Consider the following 19,701-nt stretch of genomic DNA (forward strand, 5'->3'; position numbering starts at 1 on the left):
ATCTGCTGAATTTACTTCTACTTAACTTCTTAACTTCAACTTCATGTACACGCCTTGACGGCCCACACGGCAGGACACCGCGACGCGCCAACCTTCATTACAAAAGGGAAACCATAACCTCCTAAACAGTAAAAAAAAAAAAGAACTCCCGGACATCGAGAGTTCCCGCATTATTGAATACAGCAAAGACAGGCTTTTTTGTTGTCTCAGCTTGCCTTTATTCTGCCTCCTTCCACTGCTTCAGCACCTCTATCAATCCCGGAACGTCCAGGCCGTCGAGAGAAAAGGCTTTGCGCAGCAGATCGCGGGGAATAAATTCGTCATATTTGCCAAGGTAAGGCGCTTCATCGGGTCCCAGGAGAGCAATCGGATCTGATGCGGCGGTGGCTTCGGCGATGATCTCCTGCTCCAGCGTTTCGGCATCTGTCTTCCCGGAAACGACCATATAATAAGGCTCCATAGGGGTTACAGAACGCAATCCCAGCGGGCCTTTGAGATTATTCTTCAGCAGCCGTTCCAGCGTCCGGAACTGCCGGCTCCCGGCCCAGGGCAGAATGAACATCGAGTCCCCTCCGGCCGGGAGCACCGAATGCTTAAGCAGACCGCTCTCCTTGGCCAGACGGCGGGCCCGTTCGAGTCTTGCTGCCGCACTGGGCGCCAGGTAGGGATATAGTGCCGTAGCTCCCAGCACCTCACGGATTTTAGTCATAATGCGGGTATGCACGTCCCCGCCCGCACTCAGCCATAAGGTATCTACTTTGCCGCGCGAGCCTTTGACATATACGGCTTTGTGGCGGTTATCCACCTCTTCGACCTTCCACAGCTTGCCGGCAAGGGTGAAGCAGTATCCCGGCGGCGGGACAGTGGTGATTGAACCAATCTCTTCGGTGCCGTTGTATACCACATGTTCCTCGTCGTCTTTGAATACCGCATAGAAACGGAAGTTATTGACGATCTTCTCTCCTGCCAGCCCTATCAGCAGGCTGCCCTCATCCATGGACTCAATATGGCCCATGCCGGTCATATATTCCATGAACGCATCATAATCCGCAGGCTCGATGCTGCTGAAGGACGGCAGGCTCAGCACGGCTGCCTTCAGATCGTCCGGCTCTGCTTCGCCCATACTCTTCAGGATGCTCATCGTCTGATGGTAGAGCAGCCCTACCGGAAGCTGGCGCACGGCCAGCGGCTCGACCCATTTCTCGCGCACATAGAGCTCGATAACGGCAATAGCCCGCAGCAGCGTCCACGGCATCCGTGCGGGGAGCTGGGCCTCCTCGTCCTCTTCCTCCGGCGTGACGAAGATCATCTCCGAAGCGGCGTCGCCCCGCCGCCCGGAGCGTCCCAGCCGCTGCACGAAGCTCGCGCAGCTGTAAGGCGCACCAAGCTGGAGCACGCGCTCCAGCTCGCCCAGGTCAATGCCCAGCTCAAGCGTCAGCGTGGCTGCCGCCACCGCCGGGCCGGGCCCCTGACGGAGCGCGGCCTCCGTCTCTTCACGCAGCATCGCGGAGATGCTTCCGTGATGCACATGGAACACATCGCGCTCCCCGCGCTTCGCGGCAAGCCTCCGCATCTCCAGGATCGCCTCCTCGGCATCCGTGCGGCTGTTGGTGAAGATGAGCGCCTTCTTCAGATGCGTATGGTCATAGATGAAGCCATAATACGCCTGCCGCGCCCGCTCCAGATGCTCGGCCTGCACTTCGTCCCGTGCATCCGGGAAAGAAAAATGCTCTACGCTGAGGCGCAGCTTGCGCCCGCCCTGCGGAGCGGAGACTTCTACGCTCTCGCGGGTGCCTGCGGCCAGCCATTCCGTAACGGATGCATAGTCGCTCAGCGTGGCAGACAGCCCGATCCGCCGCGGGCGGCAGCCGGACATGCGCGAGATCCGCGCCAGCTGGCTGAGCACTTGAATGCCGCGGTCCGCTCCCATGAAGGCATGCACTTCATCAACTATAATGAAGCGAAGATCATGGAACAATGCCGGAATGGCGTTGGGGCGGTTCATCAGCAGCCCTTCCAGGGATTCCGGGGTAATCTGCAGCACGCCCGAGGGATTCTGCATCAGCTTCGTCTTGTCTGCCTGCGGCACATCTCCATGCCAATGCCAGACCGGTATATTCCCTTCACGCAGCAAGTCATTCAAACGGGTGAACTGGTCATTGATCAGCGCCTTAAGCGGCGCTATGTAGAGAATGCCTACTGAAGCGGAAGGAGCTTCATGCAGCTGGGTCAGCGCCGGAAAGAAAGCTGCTTCTGTTTTGCCTGAAGCCGTGCCGGAAGCAATGAGCAAATGATGCGGTGTATCGAACAGCACCCGGCAGGCATCCACCTGGGCTTCACGCAGCGTCTCCCAGCGGTTCTTATAGATAAACTCCTTGATAAACGGAGCCAGCCTGTAAAACGGATTGCTGCTCATAGATCAAACTCCGCCAGAAATCCGTCCAGCTCATTCGTTTCCGGTTCGGCAGGTTTGGCAGTCCGCTCGCCAACAAGCTTCTCAAACGACATTTCCGGATGCTGATGCAAAGTGTGCAGCAGGTCCATGAAATCACGCACGACCTCACGTGCGGTAAGCAGCTCATCTGCACCCAGCCGGCCTACAGCTTCCTCCATGAAATGCACCAGCTGCTCCTGTGTCAGCTTAGCGTCATACCCGTAATGAAGGGCATGTATATCCCGCAGCTTCTGCAGCAGCACCAGAATTTCCTCGTGGGATAACATCTCCAGGGCAATAATCGGCCCGGTATAATTATTTAACCCCGTCCCGCCATAACGTCCGGCGACGAGCCGTGAACGCAGGGCTTCGTAGCTGAACAACCCGCGCCGGTTGTCTTCGACAAACTGCGGGGTCCCGCCGATAAAGATCCCCAGCCGCTCCGCCTTGCCTTGCATCGTATCATTGAACATAGTCAGCAGCTTCTCATAGTTGCTCTGGCGTGAGATGCTGTTGGTGATCTTATACAGGTTCACGCCTTCATCTATAAACAGCAGCAGCCCCTTGTAGCCGATCGCACCGGTAAACTCTGCCCACAGCTTCATATAATCGTACCAGTTATCATCGTCGATGATGACCCCTACCCCCAGCGCCTTGCGGGCTTCGGTACGGGTAGCGAACTCCCCGCGCAGCCACCGCAGAGAATCCTGCTTCAGCTCATCATCGGCAAGCTTATGGCCGTTCCAGTAGCTTGCCAGCACCTTGGCAAAATCAAATCCGTGCACAAGTCCGCGCATTTCGGATGCCACCGTATAGATCCGCTGTTCCACCTCTTGTCCAAGCTGCGGGGCTTCCGGGCCATAACCTTTCTCCTGCATCACGGCTTGCTGAAGGGTAACGATCCACTTCTGAAGGATCATCTCCAGCGCTCCACCGTCAGGGCGTGTGCGTGTGGAGAGATGGCTCATCAGCTCCCGGTAGGTGGCCAGGCCCTGCCCTTTGGTTCCAACCAGCCGCCGTTCCGGGGACAGGTCGGCATCCGCGACCACAAAATCCCGGTCCATGGCATAGTTGCGGATAATCTGCAGCAGGAAGCTTTTGCCGCTGCCGAATTTGCCGGTGATCAGCTTGAAGGCAGCTCCGCCCTCTGCGATGTTCTCCATATCCAAGAGGATGGACTCGACCTCAGGTCTGCGGCCAACCGCGATATGCTCCAGACCAATACGCGGCACTACTCCCGCCGTCAGTGAGTTCACGAGCGCAGTCGTCATCCGTTTTGGTATCTTCAGTTCACTCATCGATCATTCACCCCACCCAAGTATTGCAGCATCGGCATAAATTCCTCGTTCAACTCTTCATTATCTATAATCAGATCACCAAGCAGATCCATAGCAGTCTCATTAATCCCGTCGATCAACAGCTCTGCCATCGTTCCGCCTGCTGAAGCCAAATGCTGTACAGCTGCCATTCCGCTGCCTAACGCAAGCGCACGAACCGCCTCCCACTCCAGGGGAGCCAGCGCAGCGGCGAATGAACGCCACAGCTCAGCAGCGCTATTGCCGGAATCCTGCTGAACTTCAGCCACAGCGCTGCCTGCTTTCACAATTGAAGCCGCATCGGAACCGGCAGACAGCTTCACAGCTTCATGTTCCTCCTCAGCTGGCGGGACTCTGGTGTCCTCAGCTCCAGCTGGATCAGCCGGCTGAACTTGTGTACCAGACTCATCTGCCACCGGTATATCTGTCCGCGCATTCACATCCCCGTCTGCCTCTGGCTCGCCAGGCCGTCCCTCTAATTCTTCAGTTTCTTCAACCGTAAGCAGCGTCTTCACAATGTCAGAGTCGTTCTGGAGCTGCTCAAGCTTCTTAGCATCAATGACTACCGCCGGCCCCTTTTCGAGCTGCTCCGCTTTGCGGAATTCGCGCTGCAGGAACCGCATAACCAGATCCGCCATATCTGCTTCAACCCTTACATCCTTCAATCTTCCCCGGTAGCCGAGCAGTTCCCGCAGCTTATTCTCCGTCAACCGGAACAGGCGGGTAATCAGACTGCGCAGCGGGGGAGATTTGCTGATCCGCACCACTGGGACAAGCACAGAATAGCCATACAATGAGATGTCATATACCGCGCTGCGAAACAGATAACGCTCCCGGACCACTGCCGGACCCGGCGGAAACATGCCGATCAGATTCGAGCCATGCTTGCGGGCCACATAAGCGTCAATCAACGCAACCACCTGTGGAATATAGCGTTCCGCCGCAGCTTTGCCTTCACCTGTATAAAATTTCGATTTGCTCATATCGTAATCGGACATGACGGTCAGCACTTCAAAGGTAAGCTGCTCCGGAGCAGCGGTCAGACAGCGCATCAGCTCAAGCTCGGCCAGATCGCCGGCAAGTCCGCGTGAACGGGCGACAATCCCCGATAGCGGAACATCCAGGTGATGGACAAACGAGAAATCCGCAATCCAGCCGCCCAGATATTGATCCAGTCTTTTATATTGATCCCGGTAGGCTTCCCATACCAGATTCAGCTGCCGGTATCCATCCTGAGGCTCGTCCCACCCTACACCGTTGATCAGCTCATAGACATGCAGAAAGATATATGACAAATCCGTTTTGGGATATCTGCCCTGTCTGACCTCATCACGCCAAAAGAAATACCATCTGCTCTGCGCCCCGGTCATGTGGCCATAGGTTGGCCAGTAGCTCTTGAAAGGAACAAACAGCGAAGCCGTTTCCTTGTGATCCACCAGCTCCCTGGCGCGGGCCACGAACTGGCTCTCTGTCGTCGTTACCGGCTCCTGCGGCTCTTCCATATCCCATAACTGAAGCTGTACGGTGGCTTCTTCAGGAGCTTTTTTCTTCGGTACGGCTGCCGGCGGCCCGGGAACCTTGGAGTCAGCCGAAGCACGCGGAGGAATCGGCAGATTCTGCTCCGTGCTCTCCCACACCAGCTCTGTAAAATGCGGCTCTTTTCCGTCTCTGCTCAAGTCTCTCCCCCCGTTTCCGGTCTTACGAAAAAACGGTCCTGTTCACAGAAGTGAAGGAACCGTTTGTGTTCTTCCGGTATGAAATAACGCTGTCTATAACCTACTACTAATATTAGCATTCTTGCCTGACCAACATCAAGCCTCAGGCGGAGATTGAAATCTAACTCAGGTCAAGCCCTTTCGTCTCTTTGCCCAGGAACAGCACGGCGACAGCACCGATAATAATTGTCACAAAAAACAGCATAAATATCGTACCGATCCCTACTGCGTTGCCGACCATGACCCCAACCAGCGTAGGTGCGATAATCCCGCCAATCCGGCCAAAAGAAGTCGCAAGGCCTGCTCCTGTTGAGCGGATAGCTGTTGGATACAACTCCGGTGTGTAAGCATACATCCCGCCCCATGCCCCAAGATTAAAGAACGACAAGCAGATTCCGGCAGCCATCAGCATACCTTCTGTCGTGGAATTTCCGAACCAGGCAGCGCTGACCGCAGTGAGCAGCAGGTAGATTACAAGCACAAACTTGCGGCCGAATTTCTCAATGAAATAAGCGGCTGTGAAATAGCCCGGAAGCTGCGCCAGCGTCATAATCAGCACATATTCAAAGCTTTTGACGAGGCTGAAGCCTTTGATCACCATTACGGTAGGCAGCCACAGAAACATGCCGTAATAAGAAAAAACCACCGTGAACCACAAAATCCAGAGCATGATTGTCGAGCGGCGGTATTCGCCAGACCAGACCGTGGCAATACGGCTTCGCAAGGGTACGGGAGCTTTCTTTTGGATCTCAGCAAATTTGGGAGAGTCATCAATCGCCCGCCGCAAATACAGCGCATAGAGGGCAGGAACCGCCCCGATGGCAAAAGCTACTCTCCAGCCGTAATCCGGAATTACAAAATAAGCGATCAGCGCCGAAAGAATCCAGCCAACCGCCCAGAAGCTCTCCAGCAGAACCACCGCCCGGCCTCTTTCCTTGGCAGGCATGCTCTCCGACACCAGAGTTGAAGCAACAGGGAGTTCCCCGCCCAATCCGAAACCGGCGATAAAGCGCAGGACACACAGCATGGCATACCCGGCGGCAAAGGCCGACAATCCGCTGGCGAGCGAGAAAATAAGCAGTGTCCACAGCAGCACCGATTTGCGGCCGAAACGGTCGGCCAGAATCCCTGCAGCCGCCGCCCCCACAGCCATTCCAATGGAATTTATACTGGTCAAATATCCGATTCTTTCCGGTCCGAGGCCCCATTCCTTGGCAAGCGCCGCCACCACAAAAGAAATCATTCCCACGTCCATCGCGTCAAACATCCAGCTAAGACCCGCACTGAACAGCAGCTTTCTTCGCTTCGGATTCTTCAGCAGCGACATATTATTCATACATTTTACACCTCTTCCCTAACTCCGGCTATTCAACCCGGTTTCTATGGCCTGTTTTACTTACACATTCTATGTTTACCGGGTTCAAAAATCAAGGAATAACGCCGCATGGCAATATTGGCGGGCCAAAGCCTGAAAATAACAGGTCTGTACGGAGATGGCAGCAATCATCAGCATATTCCGCACCGCATGCCGCTGGGACCCTGTTAAATGATTCAGACGCTGCATCATTTTCTCGAGCGAAACCTTTAGCACCTTATCAGCTCTTGATGAATACATCTGCTGTGCGCTTAGGTCTGCGGGTCCCTGAACCGGCAGTACAGGACTGCTCTTAATCTCTTCGAACAACTCCGCATAAGCGTGATACAGCTGGGCGGGTTCGACCAGATCATCATCGTCCCGCTCCGGTGCCAGGAAGAGCAGCCGGAACAGCTGGCGGATACTCTCGAAATCGAGGGCGGCCTTCAAATCATCGATCATGAACAAAAGAGCAGCCTGATTGACGGAGTATTTTTTTCCCTCTCTGGGGGAGCCCAGATATTCTTTGAAGTCGCGTTTCACCCAATTCTGCATAGAAGTGGCAGAAAGTGTAGAATACTCAATCAGGTGGCCCAGTGTGGCGATCTCTCCAAGCGACAGCCCCTTTACACTGCCGCCTTTAATCAGTTTTTGCAGGATGGGAGGAATCTCCGTGGACAGAAAAGCCGGGAGAGAAGCGCCCTTTTCCACCGCTTCATAATGAAATTTTGACCATGCGCCCTGCAGGATATGCAGCGGCTTTCGTTCAATCGTTCCGTTCAGGGACAGCAGCAATTCGGACATTTCGATGCGGCTGAGTGTAAAAGCTTCCATATATGGCACCCCTTCGCCATTTGATTTTTCATTGAAAAGTTCGTACAATGAGTTCATATGAACTCATAATATGAGTATAACCTATTTTAACAACGAGAGGGATGGTAAAGATTATATGGGTATAGGACTTAGTTTGATGCTTGTGGCAATTTTGATCATTTTAACCGCTTTTTTTGTAGCAACGGAATTTGCATTGGTACGGCTGAGAGGCAGCCAGATTAGCCAAATGGTGCTTGAGGGCAAAAAAAACGCCCTGGCGGTTCAAAGGGTTGCAGCTAACCTTGACGGCTATTTGTCTGCTTGCCAGCTGGGGATCACCATTACAGCACTGGGGATTGGAGCCTTGGCGGAGCCGGCTTTTGAGCAGCTTCTGATTCCATTGTTCGACCTTGGCAATATCAGCCACAGTGTGAGTGAGCCCATTGCTTTTGCCTTGGCATTCATTATTGCCACATTCCTGCATGTCGTAGTCGGTGAACTTGCCCCGAAGACGGCCGCTATCAATATTCCGGAGAAAATTGGTCAAATTACCTCACCGCTGATTATTTGGTTCTACAAAATTTTGTACCCTCTGATTTGGCTGATGAACGGCTCCGCCAATTTGCTGGTCCGCATGTTCGGGATGAAGCCGGCAAGCGAGCATGGAGATGCGCATAGCGAAGATGAGATCCGTCTGATCCTCTCGGAGAGCTATGAGAGCGGTAAAATCAACAAAGCTGAATATGGCTATGTTAACCGTATCTTCACCTTCGATGAAATGCTGGCCAAAGAAATTATGGTGCCGCGGACGGATATGGTATGCCTGTTCACCAACCATTCTCTGAAAGAGAATTTTGAAATCATCCGCAAGGAGCAGTACACCCGCTTCCCGGTTGCCGATGGCAGTAAAGACAACATTATTGGAATGATTAATACCAAACAGCTGTATTTGCAATATGACAACAATCCGGATTTCGATTTCAAAAGCCTGATTCTTCCGCTTCTCACCGTGTCTGAAGTCACTCCGGTCAAAACACTGCTGACCCGGATGCAGAAAGAGCGTGTGCATATCGCCCTGCTGCTTGATGAATACGGCGGAACCTCCGGCCTGATAACCATTGAGGACATTCTTGAAGAGATTGTAGGTGAAATCCGCGATGAGTTTGACGGAGACGAACGCCGCAATATCGAAAAACTGAGTGATGCTCATTACTTATTCGACGGAAATGTCTCTGTCCTGGAAATCAAAGAGCTGACAGGTCTTGATCTGCATGATGACGAAGTGACTACAATCGGTGGATGGCTCTATAGTCATCTGGAAGAACCCGCTGTCGGTAAAAGTATAACCCATGAAAATGTGACCCTTACCGTCCGCGAAATGAACCGTCACCGCATCCGCAAAGTGGAGTTTGAACTTGCACAGCCGGGATCTGAAGAATCGGAATCATTGCCGGAATAATCGTATATATAGCAAAGGCGCTCCAGTTGCGGAGCGCCTTTTATTTTGAGTAAATTACATGGACTCAGGTCCTGCTTGAAAAATTCTGCTCATATAGTACTCATCTACCCATTTGCCTTCGACCATCAATGACTTGATCTTGGTTCCTTCAATTTCAAAGCCGTTTTTGGTGTACAATGCCAAAGCACGAACATTATGAACCATAACGGTAAGCTCCAGACGAATGATCCCCGTTTCTTTGGCCCAATTCTCCAGTTCCTTGAACAATGCGCTGCCAAGCCCCATCCCCTGGAATTCCTTTAGGATGCCGATGACAATATAAGCACTATGCCTGTTGCGCCTGACGCTTCCGCCCCGCACCGAGAGATACCCGGCCAGACTGCCCTCCACCTCAGCACCAAGCAGTATGGAGTTTTCGGCATTCGCGAAGCTCTCGATCATGTCTTCTGCCTGCTTGATTCCTGTCTGGCGTTCACCCGGCTCCAGCAGCATAAACGCAGATTCTTCGTCCAGGCGATACTGCAGACTGAGCAGGTCGGCGGCGTCCTCCGGCACCAGTTCCCTTATTGTTACTTTCAATGGCTAATCCTCCTGCTTAATTGTCCATGGATGGCTATAAGTACCGTTTGAACAGTCTGCTGCCATCCCCGTCATAGCCGAGCTTTTCATAAAGAGTACTATTGCAACAACGGCTCCATCCGCCTCATACACTAACAGGTAGCTGTCGGGATGGTTCCCGATTTGACGGCTTCTCTAATCATGATAAATGTCCTCCGTTCTATAGTTAATGCAGTTAATTATAAAGAAAGATTAATTACGTTAATTATAAAGAATGATTAATGCTGTTAATTGATTTTCACATCTTCTAACACCGGCAGATCATTAGTACATTCCCATCCGGGTCCTTGAAGTTGAACCAGTGGTCATGCTCAATGTCGGTCAGCAGCTCCGCTCCGGATTCTTTGACAAAATCATAGGCGGCATCAATATCCTCAGTGTTCAGGTGGAAGGAAGGAACCTTCAGTACAGCCGCCGCTGTGAAAATTCTGCTGTCCAGCACGATGCCGGGTCCTTGCATCGGAATTACGTATAGATGCCCAAACAGCACTTCACCGTCAAGGGGAAGCCCCAGCAAACTGCAATACCAGTTTTTCGACCTTTCAATATCACTAACCGGAATAAAAACAGCGCCAATCTGATTCAGAATCGGACTTGTCACAGCCAGTATGCCTCCTCTATATATCTTGAAAATAATCGAGCCTCTTTACCATTTCGATAAAATATGTCAATTCCCTCCCCATTTAGTGGAAAGAACTAAAGATATGGTATAATCTTGTCAGATTATCTTCAGACGTCAGGAGAATGAGAATTGGCTATTGTACCCTTCGCGCATCCAAAACTGACACCCCCCAAAATACTATCTCTGGGATTCATGGTACTGATCGCAGCCGGAACGATTCTTCTATGCCTGCCTGCTGCTTCCACCGGAGAGAGAATCATTTTTATTGATGCTTTATTCATGGCGACTTCAGCCACCTGTGTGACTGGACTTGCTGTCATAGATACCGGAACACAGCTTACTGTATTCGGACAGATCGTGCTGCTGGTATTATTTCAATTCGGCGGTCTGGGTTTCGTTACAATGGCTACTCTGATTACACTTGTGCTTAACAAGCGGATCTCACTCAAAGAACGCCTGCTGCTGCAGGAATCCATGAATCAGAATTCAATGCAGGGTATTGTCCGGCTGATACAGCGGGTGCTTATTTATTCGCTCGTCATCCAGCTTGGCGGTGCTGTCCTCCTTGCCGCCAGATTCACACTCGATATTCCTTTCGGCAAAGCGGTATATTATGGGCTATTTCATAGCATTTCGATCTTCAACAATGCGGGCTTTGACCTTTTTGGCGATATACACGGTCCATTCAGCGGCTTGACACGGTATGCGGAAGACCCGGTTGTGAATATTACTTCCATGCTGCTGATTTTCCTTGGCGGGATCGGTTTTATTGTATTGTCGGATCTGATTGACTATCCCAAACGCAGACGGTTGACCCTGCATTCCAAAGTCGTGCTTTCAACTTCTGCCGTTCTGATTCTGGGCGGGGCTGCTGTCTTTTTCTGGCTTGAACTGGCTTCTACCCTGAAGCCGCTGCATGCCGGAGGCAAAGTCATGGCGTCTTTCCTGCAAGCGATCACCCCGCGCTCCGGCGGTGTTACAACCATTGAGATCCCGCTTCTGCGCGAATCAACCCAGTTCCTCATGATCCTGCTTATGTTCATCGGCGCAGCTCCCGGTTCAACCGGAGGAGGGATCAAGATCACCACCTTCGCCATCCTGGCCGTTACCGCATACACCAAGATCCGGGGCAAGGAGGACATTGTCATGTTCCGCCACAGGATTTCCAAAGAAAATGTATACCGGGCGATAACCATGACCCTGCTCTCGCTGATGCTTGTGGTGGCCGCGACGATGCTGCTGTCGGTCACCGAAAGCGCCGATTTTCTCACCGTGCTCTTCGAAGCAGTTTCTGCTTTCGGCACCTCAGGCATCACAATGGGTCTGACACCTAATCTAACTACAATAGGCAAGGTACTGGTGATCCTCCTTATGTTCGTCGGCCGGACAGGGCCGCTAACCCTGGCCTACGCGCTCAAGCCGAAGAACAGCAAAGAGCTCTACCGCTATCCCGAAGGCAATATTACTATTGGCTGACACAATCACAAACAGCCTCACTATCCATCCAAAAACCAATATTCACATCAAAAATGCGACCCTCTTCCGGCATCAATGCCAAAAGCGGTCGCATTTATCTTTTTACTCTTCCTCAGCCTCTTCCGTAAGCTCTTGGGTATCCAGTGCCGCATCCAGCAGCAGATTGTAGACATCGTCATCATTTTCCAGCAGCGAATCGGTTTCCAGGAACTGCTCCTCACTCCCCGGCTCGCCGGCAAAGCTCAGGCTGTAATCCCATTCCGAACCGCGTTTGCTGAAAAATGTGATTTCATAGGGGGAGTTGTGATTTTCAAGGGTGAAAACCGTTCTCCCGATAAAGCTTCTATCCTCTTCGCGTTTCATTTCTGCTTTTATAATTTCTACGTTCATGTACTGTCCTTCCCTTCCCCTCATCATATCCTGACTATTCCTTAGTATATCACGAGAAATGAGCAATTCCCTACCTATGGTAAGCCAATTGACTTTTTTCATCCGGCGGTTAATAATTTAATACTAAAGACAAATCAATCGAAAATGGAGGAAATCCCCATGACCCAACTGGAAGCTCAGCTTAGTAAATATGCGGATTTGGCGGTTCAAATCGGTGTCAACGTTCAACCCGGACAAACCCTGATCGTGAGCGCGCCAATTTCGGCTGCAGAATTTGTGCGGCTCATTACTGCCAAGGCCTATGCCATCGGTGCAAGCCAGGTCAAGGTCAACTGGAGCGACGAATTCATTACCCGCCAGCAATTTGAGCATGCCGCGCCGGAAGTGTTCACGAAGCCGCCTACTTGGTTTGCTGGTGAAATGACCGAGTTCGCCGAGAATGGCGCAGCATTTCTTCACGTCATTGCCGAGGACCCGGATGCGCTCAAAGGCATCGATCCCGAACGGATTGCGAACTTCCAGAAAACCCGCGGTGAAGCTTTGACCAAATACCGCGAGCTGCAAATGTCGGATAAAGTCAGCTGGAGCATTGTTGCCATTCCGTCGCAGGCATGGGCAGATAAAGTATTCCCTGATGTTCCGGCAGATGAACGCATTGACAAGCTTTGGGAAGCGATTTTCCACACCGTTCGTTTGGACCGTGAAGATCCTGTAGCCGCCTGGCAGGAACATTTGGATACCCTTGAACAAAAGGCCAATGTCCTGAACGCCAAGAAATATAAAAGCCTCCATTACATAGCACCCGGTACAGATCTCAGCATCGAACTGCCTGAAGGCCACTTGTGGGCGCAAGGAGACAGCATCAATGCCAAAGGCCATTCATTTGTTGCCAATATGCCAACTGAAGAAGTGTTTACGGCCCCACTCAAAACCGGTGTCAACGGAACGGTCAGAGCCACTAAGCCGCTTAGCTACGGCGGGAACATTATTGACGGCTTCTCCATTACTTTTGAACAAGGCCGGATCGTTAATGTGACAGCAGAACAAGGCCAGGAAGCGCTGGAATATCTCATCGGACTGGATGAAGGTGCGAAATATCTTGGCGAAGTGGCGCTTGTCCCGCATAAATCTCCAATTTCAGAATCCAATATCCTGTATTTTAATACTTTGTTCGATGAGAATGCCTCCAACCACCTGGCCATTGGCACAGCTTACGCCTTCTGTCTTGAGGGCGGCAAAGATATGAATAAGGAAGAACTGATTGCCCGCGGCCTGAATACAAGTGTTACCCACGTCGATTTTATGATCGGCTCAGCGGAGATGGACATTTACGGCATCACCGCTGACGGTACAAGAGAGCCTGTATTCCTGAAGGGAAACTGGGCGTTCTAAGACAGACTGGACAGAGATTTTAAGAGGAGTGGTATTATGCTGAGTTTTAAGCAAAAGCTGGAGAATTACGCACTGCTGACGGTCAAAATCGGAATTAACATTCAGCCGGGACAGACACTTGTGGTCAACGCTGATATAGCTTCGGCAGAACTGGTGCGCCTGGTCGTGCGCAAAGCCTATGAAGCCGGTGCAAAGCTGGTAAAGGTGAATTATACGGATGAACTTGTCACCCGCACACGTTACGAGCTGGCGCCGTCCGAAAGCTTCCTTGAACCGCCAAAATGGCAAGCCGACGAACTGGAGGACCTGGCAAAGAATGGAGCAGCCTTCCTGTCGGTCATCTCAACAAATCCGGATCTGCTGAACGGGATCGATCCCGTGCGTATTGCCGATAATCAGCGCACTGCCGGTCAAGCTATGATGCCTTACCGGGAACTGCTGATGGGCAACCATGTCAGTTGGAGCCTCGTAGCCTACCCCTCTCCTGTATGGGCGGCCAAGGTATTCCCTGACGCTCCGCCAGAGCAGCAGGTAGAAATGCTGTGGGATGCCATCTTCAAGGCTGTCAGAGCAGACCAGGAGAATCCGGTTGAGGCCTGGAGCCTTCACCTGGGCGGCCTGAAGCAGCGCTGTGATGTGCTGAATGCGAAAAAATACCGCAAGCTCCACTATACCGCACCAGGCACTGATCTCACGATTGAGCTGCCGGAAGGACATATTTGGTGCCAAGCGGGAGCGGTCAATGGACGGGGAGTACCTTTTCTGGCTAATATTCCTACAGAAGAAGTATTCACGGCACCGCTTAAGACAGGAGCAAACGGTACAGTCAGCAGCACAAAACCGCTCAGCTATAGCGGCAACATCATCGACCGTTTCACCCTTACCCTGGAGAATGGGAAAGTTACTGATTTCACTGCAGAAGTGGGCCAGGATGCGCTTGCATCTCTGCTGGCGATGGACGAAGGCTCCGCTTATTTTGGGGAAGTCGCACTCGTTCCCTACCACTCTCCGATCTCGGAAAGCGGCATTCTGTACTTCACTACGCTTTACGATGAAAATGCTTCCTGTCACCTGGCTCTGGGAGCAGCTTACGCTTTCACTCTGGAGCAAGGTACGGCAATGACCAGAGAACAGCTTGTCGAGCGGGGGATGAACCAAAGCCTGACCCATGTGGATTTCATGATGGGCTCTGCGGATATGAACATTGACGGCATTACGGATGAAGGCCTAGCCGAACCTATCTTCCGCAACGGAAATTGGGCTTAATTCCTACTATAATGATATCTTGACAAAGCGCATTAACATACTACACACCCTGTAGATTCTCTTGAAAAGGAGCGTCTCAGGGTGTTTTTTTGGCTGTATAGCTATAATTCAGTAAATAAATAACCCAAATTTGAAGATTTGTTCAAAAATCATTCACAATATTGTTGAATTTTATTCACAATTATGTCACAATACAGTTAAGGATTCTATTTCCAAGGAGGTCATTCCGATGAAAGAATCATTATCCCGCGACCTGGAAACGGTCAAGCCGGATCGGACAGAAGCCGAGGCCCCTACCGATTCAAGCATCGTTGCTTCCAATGCCATCAAGTATACGGCCTATGTCATGCTGCTGTTTGGATTTCTGTATTTTCTGATTGCCTACCTGGCCCCCATGCTGTAAGAGGCTCTTTTCATTATATACAATATACACCCGATAGAAAGCGCTTACGGCTGACGTCTGCCCTTACGGGAAAAGGTCAGCCGTTTATTTGTTTAACCGTCTTATTGGGGTTGATGAAGATGAACCGAGTTTAACTTACCAGGACAACACTTTGCCCAGCCAGCTTACAGATGCAGGATTCCAGTTCCCCTCCATCCGGTTGCGCAGCCATGCTACAGCCTCATCCCTCGTTCCTTTAAATTCTGGTATATGATTCTCTGCCATCCAGTGGCCGGCAGTTTCAAACGAGGTGCTGTTCCAGCCGTTCTTCTCTCCCTCGGCATTATGCCGCTCCTTCACTCCTGAGATCACAATATCCAGAGTGCCCTGCAGTTCCGTAACCGCATTGTCAAAAGCAGTTTTCTTCTCCTTCGCCTTCATGTCAGCCAGCATACGGAGTTCACGTGTCTCAATGCCTTGATTGTCACGGATTATCTGAAGCAAGGCTAAGGCTTCTCTGCTGCACAACCCGCTATCGAAGCGTTCCTCCAAGGATTGTGAGCTGCCCGCAGCAGCCACATAAGCCGGGAACCATTCCCTGGCGACCAGGATCGCTTTTTTGCGGATAAATTTCCCGTAGGCAGCCAGCCCTTCACCGGGAAACCGGGCACGCCAGGCCCAGGGGTCAAGATCTGTATCGGTATGCCAGTTCTCGGCTTTGGTTAATCCGTTCACGGACGGATGTCCAGGTATCAGCGCAGCCAGCGGAACAATCCCTAGTTTGTCGATAACCTCTTTCATTTCTTCATAAGTCGTTACCATCCCTTGCTCTTCCATGTTACTCATCAACTTTCCCTCCTGCGGTTCATATTCTTAATTCTTTACTGCCCAGTTCCAGTACTTGAACTCATGCTGCGGATGCCGGCAATGAATGTGCTGATCAGCCAGTTCAAGCTGATATTCGTATCCAAAGGCATCCCGAACCCCCCCTTGTTCTCCAAGGCAGCGAATCCATGCAGCAAGCTGCGCAGGCCCCTGACCGCATGCAATTCCCCTTCTGCGTCTAACCCATAACAGGACAGCAGCCCAATAATTAAGGACAGTACCTGTTCGCTTGCCCTCTCCAGCTCTGAATGGCCTTCCTCCGGTGCCCGCAGTGTAGTTTCATACAGACCCGGATGTTTCCTGGCAAAATCCACATAGGCCTGTCCCATGGCATATACAGCTGCATCCCCCTTCAGCCCCTCTGAAGCAGCGGCAATTGCTGCATGCAGCAGCTCAAGGCCGTGTTCGGCAAGCAGCGAGCGCAGCCCCTGAAGACCGTTAATGTGATTATATAACGACGGTGAACGGACGCCTAGCCTGGCTGCGAGCGCAGCCAGGGTTACCTCCTCAATGCCTTGCTCATCGGCAATCTCAGCAGCTGCCAGCACTAATGTGTGAGTATCCAATCCTGCTCGTGGCGACATTTTATTTCCCCGCTTTCAGCTGAAGCCGTTCCGCTTGTTGTATCGCATATTTCATGTGTTCAATTGGGGCATGCAGCAGATTGCCATGTCCCACAGCAAGCATCTCCGGCGACAGTTTGAGAAGCTTAACCGCACTTTCCAAGGCACTGGCCTTATTCCAGGTAGCCATAGCGGGGAAAGGAAAAAACGGCACTACAGTCCCCGCGACAGCTGTTCTACGGAAAGTCTGCAAAGCATCTCCGGCAATTAACGCTCCAGTACGCTCATCCAGAAAAGACATTGAACCCGGTGTATGTCCTGGCGTAGCGACCGCTGTTAAGGAACCTACCGCATCACCCTCCTTCAGCAGAATATCTGGTACAGTGGTGATTTGGGTTGGCACACTGCCTTTAATGGGTGTCTGCGGCTCGCCCTCTCTCAGGGAACGATCCCCTCTAAGCAATGCCGCATCCCGTTCCGAAATGTACACCCGGGCTGAGGGAAGCCGCTGCTTCAGTTCATCCAGTGCTCCGACATGATCACCATGGGCATGTGTCAGTATAATGCGGTTAATGGGCTTATTCAGCTTGGCCGCCGTATCCAGAATCCCTCGCACACTGAATGACATAGCCGCATCGATCAATGTTAGTCCATCTTTTTCTTCAACCAGATAACAGTTTACGGGAAAGAATCTTGGCAGCCAGGTAAGCTGCAGCAGATGGCCTTCTTGTATTAATCTCATAGAAACCCCTCCAAAACTAATGTCATTAGTTATAATATAAACTAATGTGGTTAGTTTTTCAAGTGTTCACTATCTCCACGATCATCCATATACTGGTTTGATTGTTATTTTAAGTCCTACTATTTCCAATCATAACGTGTTATCATACATTTTATATAATACAGTTGTATTAAAAAAGGAGACATGCTGAATCATGAATCAGGTTAAAACTGAGAAAAAATCATCAAAACGCATATGGAAAAAGCTGCTGCTATTTGTTTTGTCTGCAATAATCCTCCTTATTGGATCAGGATTTCTGTACGAAGCTATAGCCTCAAATGCTGCCAAAAAGCATTATCCACCGCCAGGAAAACTGGTAGATGCAGGAGGCTTCAAACTGCATATCCATAAACAAGGTGCCGGGAGCCCCACCATCATTCTCGAATCGGGGAGCGGTGAGACCAGCTTATCGTGGAGAGATATCCCTGACCAGCTGGCTGAATCCGCCACTGTGGTCAGTTATGACCGGGCTGGTTATGCCTGGAGCGAGTCTTCCCCTAACGAACGCACCGGCGCTAATATCGTCCATGAGCTGCATAACGCACTTATGAATGAAGGATTACCCGGCCCATATCTGGTTGTAGGCCATTCCCTGGGCGGAATGTACGCCCGCCTTTTCACTCAGACTTACAGGGATGACGTCATGGGCCTAGTACTGGTTGATGCCAGACCGGAGAATGACGAACGGGAGACGGCAGCCATTCTGAAAGCAGAGAAATTCGCCGGGAATCCATCATCCGCCATCCTCACCCTTCTGAAGCGCTCTGGAGTTATGCGGTTGTTCCAGGACAGCCTGCTGAAAGGTATGGTAGCGAAGGAAGACCGGGGCAACTTCATTAACGTCATATCTACACCAAGCTATTTTACCGCCAAGGAGCAAGAGGGAGCCTTGGCAAGCTCCACCGAGGATGCGATCCGCGGACAAAATTTCGGCGCTCTTCCGGTACGCATCATTGCCCGGGGGCTACCTCAGGACTATGCTTCATTCGGGTTCTCCGAAGCAGGCGGCAAGCAGCTTGAAGCCATTTGGCAAGCCGGGCAGCGCAGCATGCTGAAGCTCTCTACAGACAGCAAACTCACAATTGCCGAAAAAAGCGGCCATATGATTATTCATGATCAGCCTGAGCTGGTGATCGAAACGATACGCAGCTTATTGAAACAGAAATAATCAGCTTACTACAGATTTCTCTCAATTGTATGTAACGCAGATATGTTATGCCATTTGCGGTTGAACTCGGTATGATCATTGGGCTTATAGCATTGGGCCAAAATAATAATTCAGCCGCTCCTTTGAAATGCCTTCTTCCCCCCGCCAGTTGGCCACAGAGTTAAAATCACTATCCCCGCCCCGGCCTTGCCGGGGCTTTTCCTGCGGTGCCAGTATACCTGCATATCCCCAGATTTCCAGGATTACATCCCGTTCATGTTGATTTGCCGGGAACAGCTCCTTCCAGCGTTTCTCCAGCTTCCGTGCCGTATCGCCGGGGCCACACTCCCCAACCGCTTCTACCATCCGTTTCAGAATGTCCAGGTCTTCCCTGCCGAAACTGAATTCCTCCTCTCTGCCCAGCAGCTCCAGATCCATCCAGCAATACAAAAGGTGGTTGAGACGAATGCCGCCCCATTTGACCCGTTCAAAATTCAGCACATTCAGGTCTGCACCTACATAGCTTTTATTAGACATCACTTTACTGGCGTTGCAATCGCCGCAGCAGCTGTAACTGGCTCTCTCCAGCGGATGCTGCTCGTAGGAGTGCAGCTCCATACCGGAAGTCAGCGCCCAGCTGGACAACGCACTCCGCAGATGAACTTTTCGCGTAGACAGACTATGTAAAAAAGCAGCGGCCACCCGTTCTTTGGTGATGATTCCTTCATGGTACCTGCGGATCTGCCGCACACATTCGTCATGTGTAATGGTCATGGGATCAAACATCAGACCTTGGCTTTTAGCATATTCAAAGTCTTCACCGGAATAGGCAGCGGGTACATTCTTCCAGCCTGCCGAGGACCAGAAGGTGGTCTGCAGAATTTTCTTCGCTTTTTTGTCCATCATTCATTTCCTTTCTTTGTCATATTGGGGCAACCGATTCACATAGGCATTATGTGATAATTATTCCCAGGTGATTGTACACGGTTTGTAGGTGGATTTCAAATTCCGCCACATTTTCTGGCATTGCTTATATTTCCGCAAAAAAAACGGGTAAATCTCCTTACAATCAAGGAGCTTTACCCGTT

At 51.4% G+C, this 19,701-nt stretch carries 18 protein-coding genes; 6 read left to right on the plus strand and 12 right to left on the minus strand.

Annotated elements, in window-relative coordinates; all coding sequences use genetic code 11:
* Nucleotides 1–217: 217 nt before the first annotated feature.
* From PGRAT_RS15910 to PGRAT_RS15930, 5 genes are all read right to left on the minus strand, one after another.
* On the minus strand, nt 218–2,416 hold the full coding sequence (locus tag PGRAT_RS15910) for a DEAD/DEAH box helicase (protein WP_042266862.1): 2,199 nt from the start codon (nt 2,414–2,416) through the stop codon (nt 218–220).
* Complete coding sequence (locus tag PGRAT_RS15915) at nt 2,413–3,732, minus strand: ATP-binding protein (RefSeq protein WP_025704477.1); 1,320 nt, start codon at nt 3,730–3,732, stop codon at nt 2,413–2,415. Before PGRAT_RS15915 ends, PGRAT_RS15910 begins: the two co-directional genes overlap by 4 nt.
* The gene (locus PGRAT_RS15920) at nt 3,729–5,426 is read right to left on the minus strand and encodes a TerB N-terminal domain-containing protein (RefSeq protein WP_025704476.1); all 1,698 of its coding nucleotides are present in this window, start codon (nt 5,424–5,426) and stop codon (nt 3,729–3,731) included. The genes PGRAT_RS15915 and PGRAT_RS15920 overlap by 4 nt, the downstream gene beginning before the upstream one ends.
* 160 nt (nt 5,427–5,586) lie before the next feature.
* The gene (locus PGRAT_RS15925) at nt 5,587–6,801 is read right to left on the minus strand and encodes an MFS transporter (protein ID WP_025704475.1); all 1,215 of its coding nucleotides are present in this window, start codon (nt 6,799–6,801) and stop codon (nt 5,587–5,589) included.
* A gap of 84 nt (nt 6,802–6,885) precedes the next feature.
* The gene (locus PGRAT_RS15930; RefSeq protein WP_025704474.1) at nt 6,886–7,653 is read right to left on the minus strand and encodes a DUF1836 domain-containing protein; all 768 of its coding nucleotides are present in this window, start codon (nt 7,651–7,653) and stop codon (nt 6,886–6,888) included.
* A gap of 115 nt (nt 7,654–7,768) precedes the next feature.
* On the opposite strand from PGRAT_RS15930, the gene PGRAT_RS15935 reads away from it, so the two are divergent.
* Nucleotides 7,769–9,091 (plus strand): hemolysin family protein, encoded by a 1,323-nt coding sequence (locus PGRAT_RS15935; protein ID WP_025704473.1) that lies wholly within the window; start codon nt 7,769–7,771, stop codon nt 9,089–9,091.
* 54 nt (nt 9,092–9,145) lie between these two features.
* On the opposite strand, the gene PGRAT_RS15940 is transcribed toward PGRAT_RS15935, so the two are convergent.
* The gene (locus tag PGRAT_RS15940; protein WP_036703903.1) at nt 9,146–9,670 is read right to left on the minus strand and encodes a GNAT family N-acetyltransferase; all 525 of its coding nucleotides are present in this window, start codon (nt 9,668–9,670) and stop codon (nt 9,146–9,148) included.
* Between the two features lie 286 nt (nt 9,671–9,956).
* Complete coding sequence (locus PGRAT_RS15945; RefSeq protein WP_025704471.1) at nt 9,957–10,310, minus strand: VOC family protein; 354 nt, start codon at nt 10,308–10,310, stop codon at nt 9,957–9,959.
* Between the two features lie 213 nt (nt 10,311–10,523).
* Between PGRAT_RS15945 and PGRAT_RS15950 the strand changes: the two genes are divergently transcribed.
* On the plus strand, nt 10,524–11,807 hold the full coding sequence (locus PGRAT_RS15950) for a TrkH family potassium uptake protein (RefSeq protein ID WP_042268124.1): 1,284 nt from the start codon (nt 10,524–10,526) through the stop codon (nt 11,805–11,807).
* Nucleotides 11,808–11,909: 102 nt separating this feature from the next.
* Here the strand turns inward: PGRAT_RS15950 and PGRAT_RS15955 are convergent, their stop codons facing one another.
* The gene (locus PGRAT_RS15955) at nt 11,910–12,197 is read right to left on the minus strand and encodes a hypothetical protein (RefSeq protein WP_025704469.1); all 288 of its coding nucleotides are present in this window, start codon (nt 12,195–12,197) and stop codon (nt 11,910–11,912) included.
* A 159-nt stretch (nt 12,198–12,356) separates the two neighbouring features.
* Here PGRAT_RS15955 and PGRAT_RS15960 point away from each other — a divergent pair, with 159 nt between their 5' ends.
* The 3 genes from PGRAT_RS15960 to PGRAT_RS33280 all read left to right on the plus strand — a co-directional run bounded on the left by PGRAT_RS15960 (nt 12,357) and on the right by PGRAT_RS33280 (nt 15,258).
* Nucleotides 12,357–13,589 (plus strand): aminopeptidase, encoded by a 1,233-nt coding sequence (locus tag PGRAT_RS15960; RefSeq protein ID WP_025704468.1) that lies wholly within the window; start codon nt 12,357–12,359, stop codon nt 13,587–13,589.
* Between the two features lie 36 nt (nt 13,590–13,625).
* Nucleotides 13,626–14,855 (plus strand): aminopeptidase, encoded by a 1,230-nt coding sequence (locus PGRAT_RS15965; RefSeq protein ID WP_025704467.1) that lies wholly within the window; start codon nt 13,626–13,628, stop codon nt 14,853–14,855.
* Between the two features lie 229 nt (nt 14,856–15,084).
* Nucleotides 15,085–15,258, plus strand: coding sequence for a hypothetical protein (locus tag PGRAT_RS33280; RefSeq protein ID WP_155990333.1), 174 nt, complete (start codon nt 15,085–15,087; stop codon nt 15,256–15,258).
* Nucleotides 15,259–15,393: 135 nt separating this feature from the next.
* On the opposite strand, the gene PGRAT_RS15970 is transcribed toward PGRAT_RS33280, so the two are convergent.
* The 3 genes from PGRAT_RS15970 to PGRAT_RS15980 are packed head-to-tail and all read right to left on the minus strand — an operon-like array spanning nt 15,394 to nt 17,427.
* Entirely contained in the window at nt 15,394–16,083 is a 690-nt protein-coding gene (locus tag PGRAT_RS15970; RefSeq protein ID WP_036703901.1) for an AlkZ-related protein, read from the minus strand.
* A 35-nt stretch (nt 16,084–16,118) separates the two neighbouring features.
* On the minus strand, nt 16,119–16,706 hold the full coding sequence (locus PGRAT_RS15975) for a TetR/AcrR family transcriptional regulator (protein ID WP_025704465.1): 588 nt from the start codon (nt 16,704–16,706) through the stop codon (nt 16,119–16,121).
* Nucleotide 16,707: 1 nt separating this feature from the next.
* Nucleotides 16,708–17,427, minus strand: a complete 720-nt coding sequence (locus tag PGRAT_RS15980) for an MBL fold metallo-hydrolase (RefSeq protein WP_025704464.1) — start codon at nt 17,425–17,427, stop codon at nt 16,708–16,710.
* A gap of 193 nt (nt 17,428–17,620) precedes the next feature.
* Here PGRAT_RS15980 and PGRAT_RS15985 point away from each other — a divergent pair, with 193 nt between their 5' ends.
* A complete protein-coding gene (locus PGRAT_RS15985) occupies nt 17,621–18,634 on the plus strand; it encodes an alpha/beta fold hydrolase (protein WP_025704463.1) in 1,014 nt (337 codons plus the stop codon).
* An 84-nt stretch (nt 18,635–18,718) separates the two neighbouring features.
* On the opposite strand, the gene PGRAT_RS15990 is transcribed toward PGRAT_RS15985, so the two are convergent.
* Nucleotides 18,719–19,516 carry a hypothetical protein gene (locus PGRAT_RS15990; RefSeq protein ID WP_025704462.1) on the minus strand — a complete coding sequence of 266 codons (798 nt, stop codon included), beginning with the start codon at nt 19,514–19,516 and terminating at the stop codon, nt 18,719–18,721.
* Between the last annotated feature and the right edge of the window lie 185 nt (nt 19,517–19,701).

The sequence above is a fragment of the Paenibacillus graminis genome (assembly GCF_000758705.1).
GTDB classification, from domain to species: Bacteria; Bacillota; Bacilli; order Paenibacillales; family Paenibacillaceae; genus Paenibacillus_AQ; species Paenibacillus_AQ graminis.

Bases quoted from the DNA above. Each gene is read 5' to 3' on its own strand.
- PGRAT_RS15910 (WP_042266862.1), bottom strand. From the start codon at position 2,416: ATGAGCAGCAATCCGTTTTACAGGCTGGCTCCGTTTATCAAGGAGTTT.
- PGRAT_RS15915 (WP_025704477.1), bottom strand. From the start codon at position 3,732: ATGAGTGAACTGAAGATACCAAAACGGATGACGACTGCGCTCGTGAAC.
- PGRAT_RS15925 (WP_025704475.1), bottom strand. From the start codon at position 6,801: ATGAATAATATGTCGCTGCTGAAGAATCCGAAGCGAAGAAAGCTGCTG.
- PGRAT_RS15930 (WP_025704474.1), bottom strand. From the start codon at position 7,653: ATGGAAGCTTTTACACTCAGCCGCATCGAAATGTCCGAATTGCTGCTG.
- PGRAT_RS15935 (WP_025704473.1), top strand. From the start codon at position 7,769: ATGGGTATAGGACTTAGTTTGATGCTTGTGGCAATTTTGATCATTTTA.
- PGRAT_RS15950 (WP_042268124.1), top strand. From the start codon at position 10,524: ATGGTACTGATCGCAGCCGGAACGATTCTTCTATGCCTGCCTGCTGCT.
- PGRAT_RS15955 (WP_025704469.1), bottom strand. From the start codon at position 12,197: ATGAACGTAGAAATTATAAAAGCAGAAATGAAACGCGAAGAGGATAGA.
- PGRAT_RS15960 (WP_025704468.1), top strand. From the start codon at position 12,357: ATGACCCAACTGGAAGCTCAGCTTAGTAAATATGCGGATTTGGCGGTT.
- PGRAT_RS15965 (WP_025704467.1), top strand. From the start codon at position 13,626: ATGCTGAGTTTTAAGCAAAAGCTGGAGAATTACGCACTGCTGACGGTC.
- PGRAT_RS33280 (WP_155990333.1), top strand. From the start codon at position 15,085: ATGAAAGAATCATTATCCCGCGACCTGGAAACGGTCAAGCCGGATCGG.
- PGRAT_RS15970 (WP_036703901.1), bottom strand. From the start codon at position 16,083: ATGAGTAACATGGAAGAGCAAGGGATGGTAACGACTTATGAAGAAATG.
- PGRAT_RS15975 (WP_025704465.1), bottom strand. From the start codon at position 16,706: ATGTCGCCACGAGCAGGATTGGATACTCACACATTAGTGCTGGCAGCT.
- PGRAT_RS15980 (WP_025704464.1), bottom strand. From the start codon at position 17,427: ATGAGATTAATACAAGAAGGCCATCTGCTGCAGCTTACCTGGCTGCCA.
- PGRAT_RS15985 (WP_025704463.1), top strand. From the start codon at position 17,621: ATGAATCAGGTTAAAACTGAGAAAAAATCATCAAAACGCATATGGAAA.
- PGRAT_RS15990 (WP_025704462.1), bottom strand. From the start codon at position 19,516: ATGGACAAAAAAGCGAAGAAAATTCTGCAGACCACCTTCTGGTCCTCG.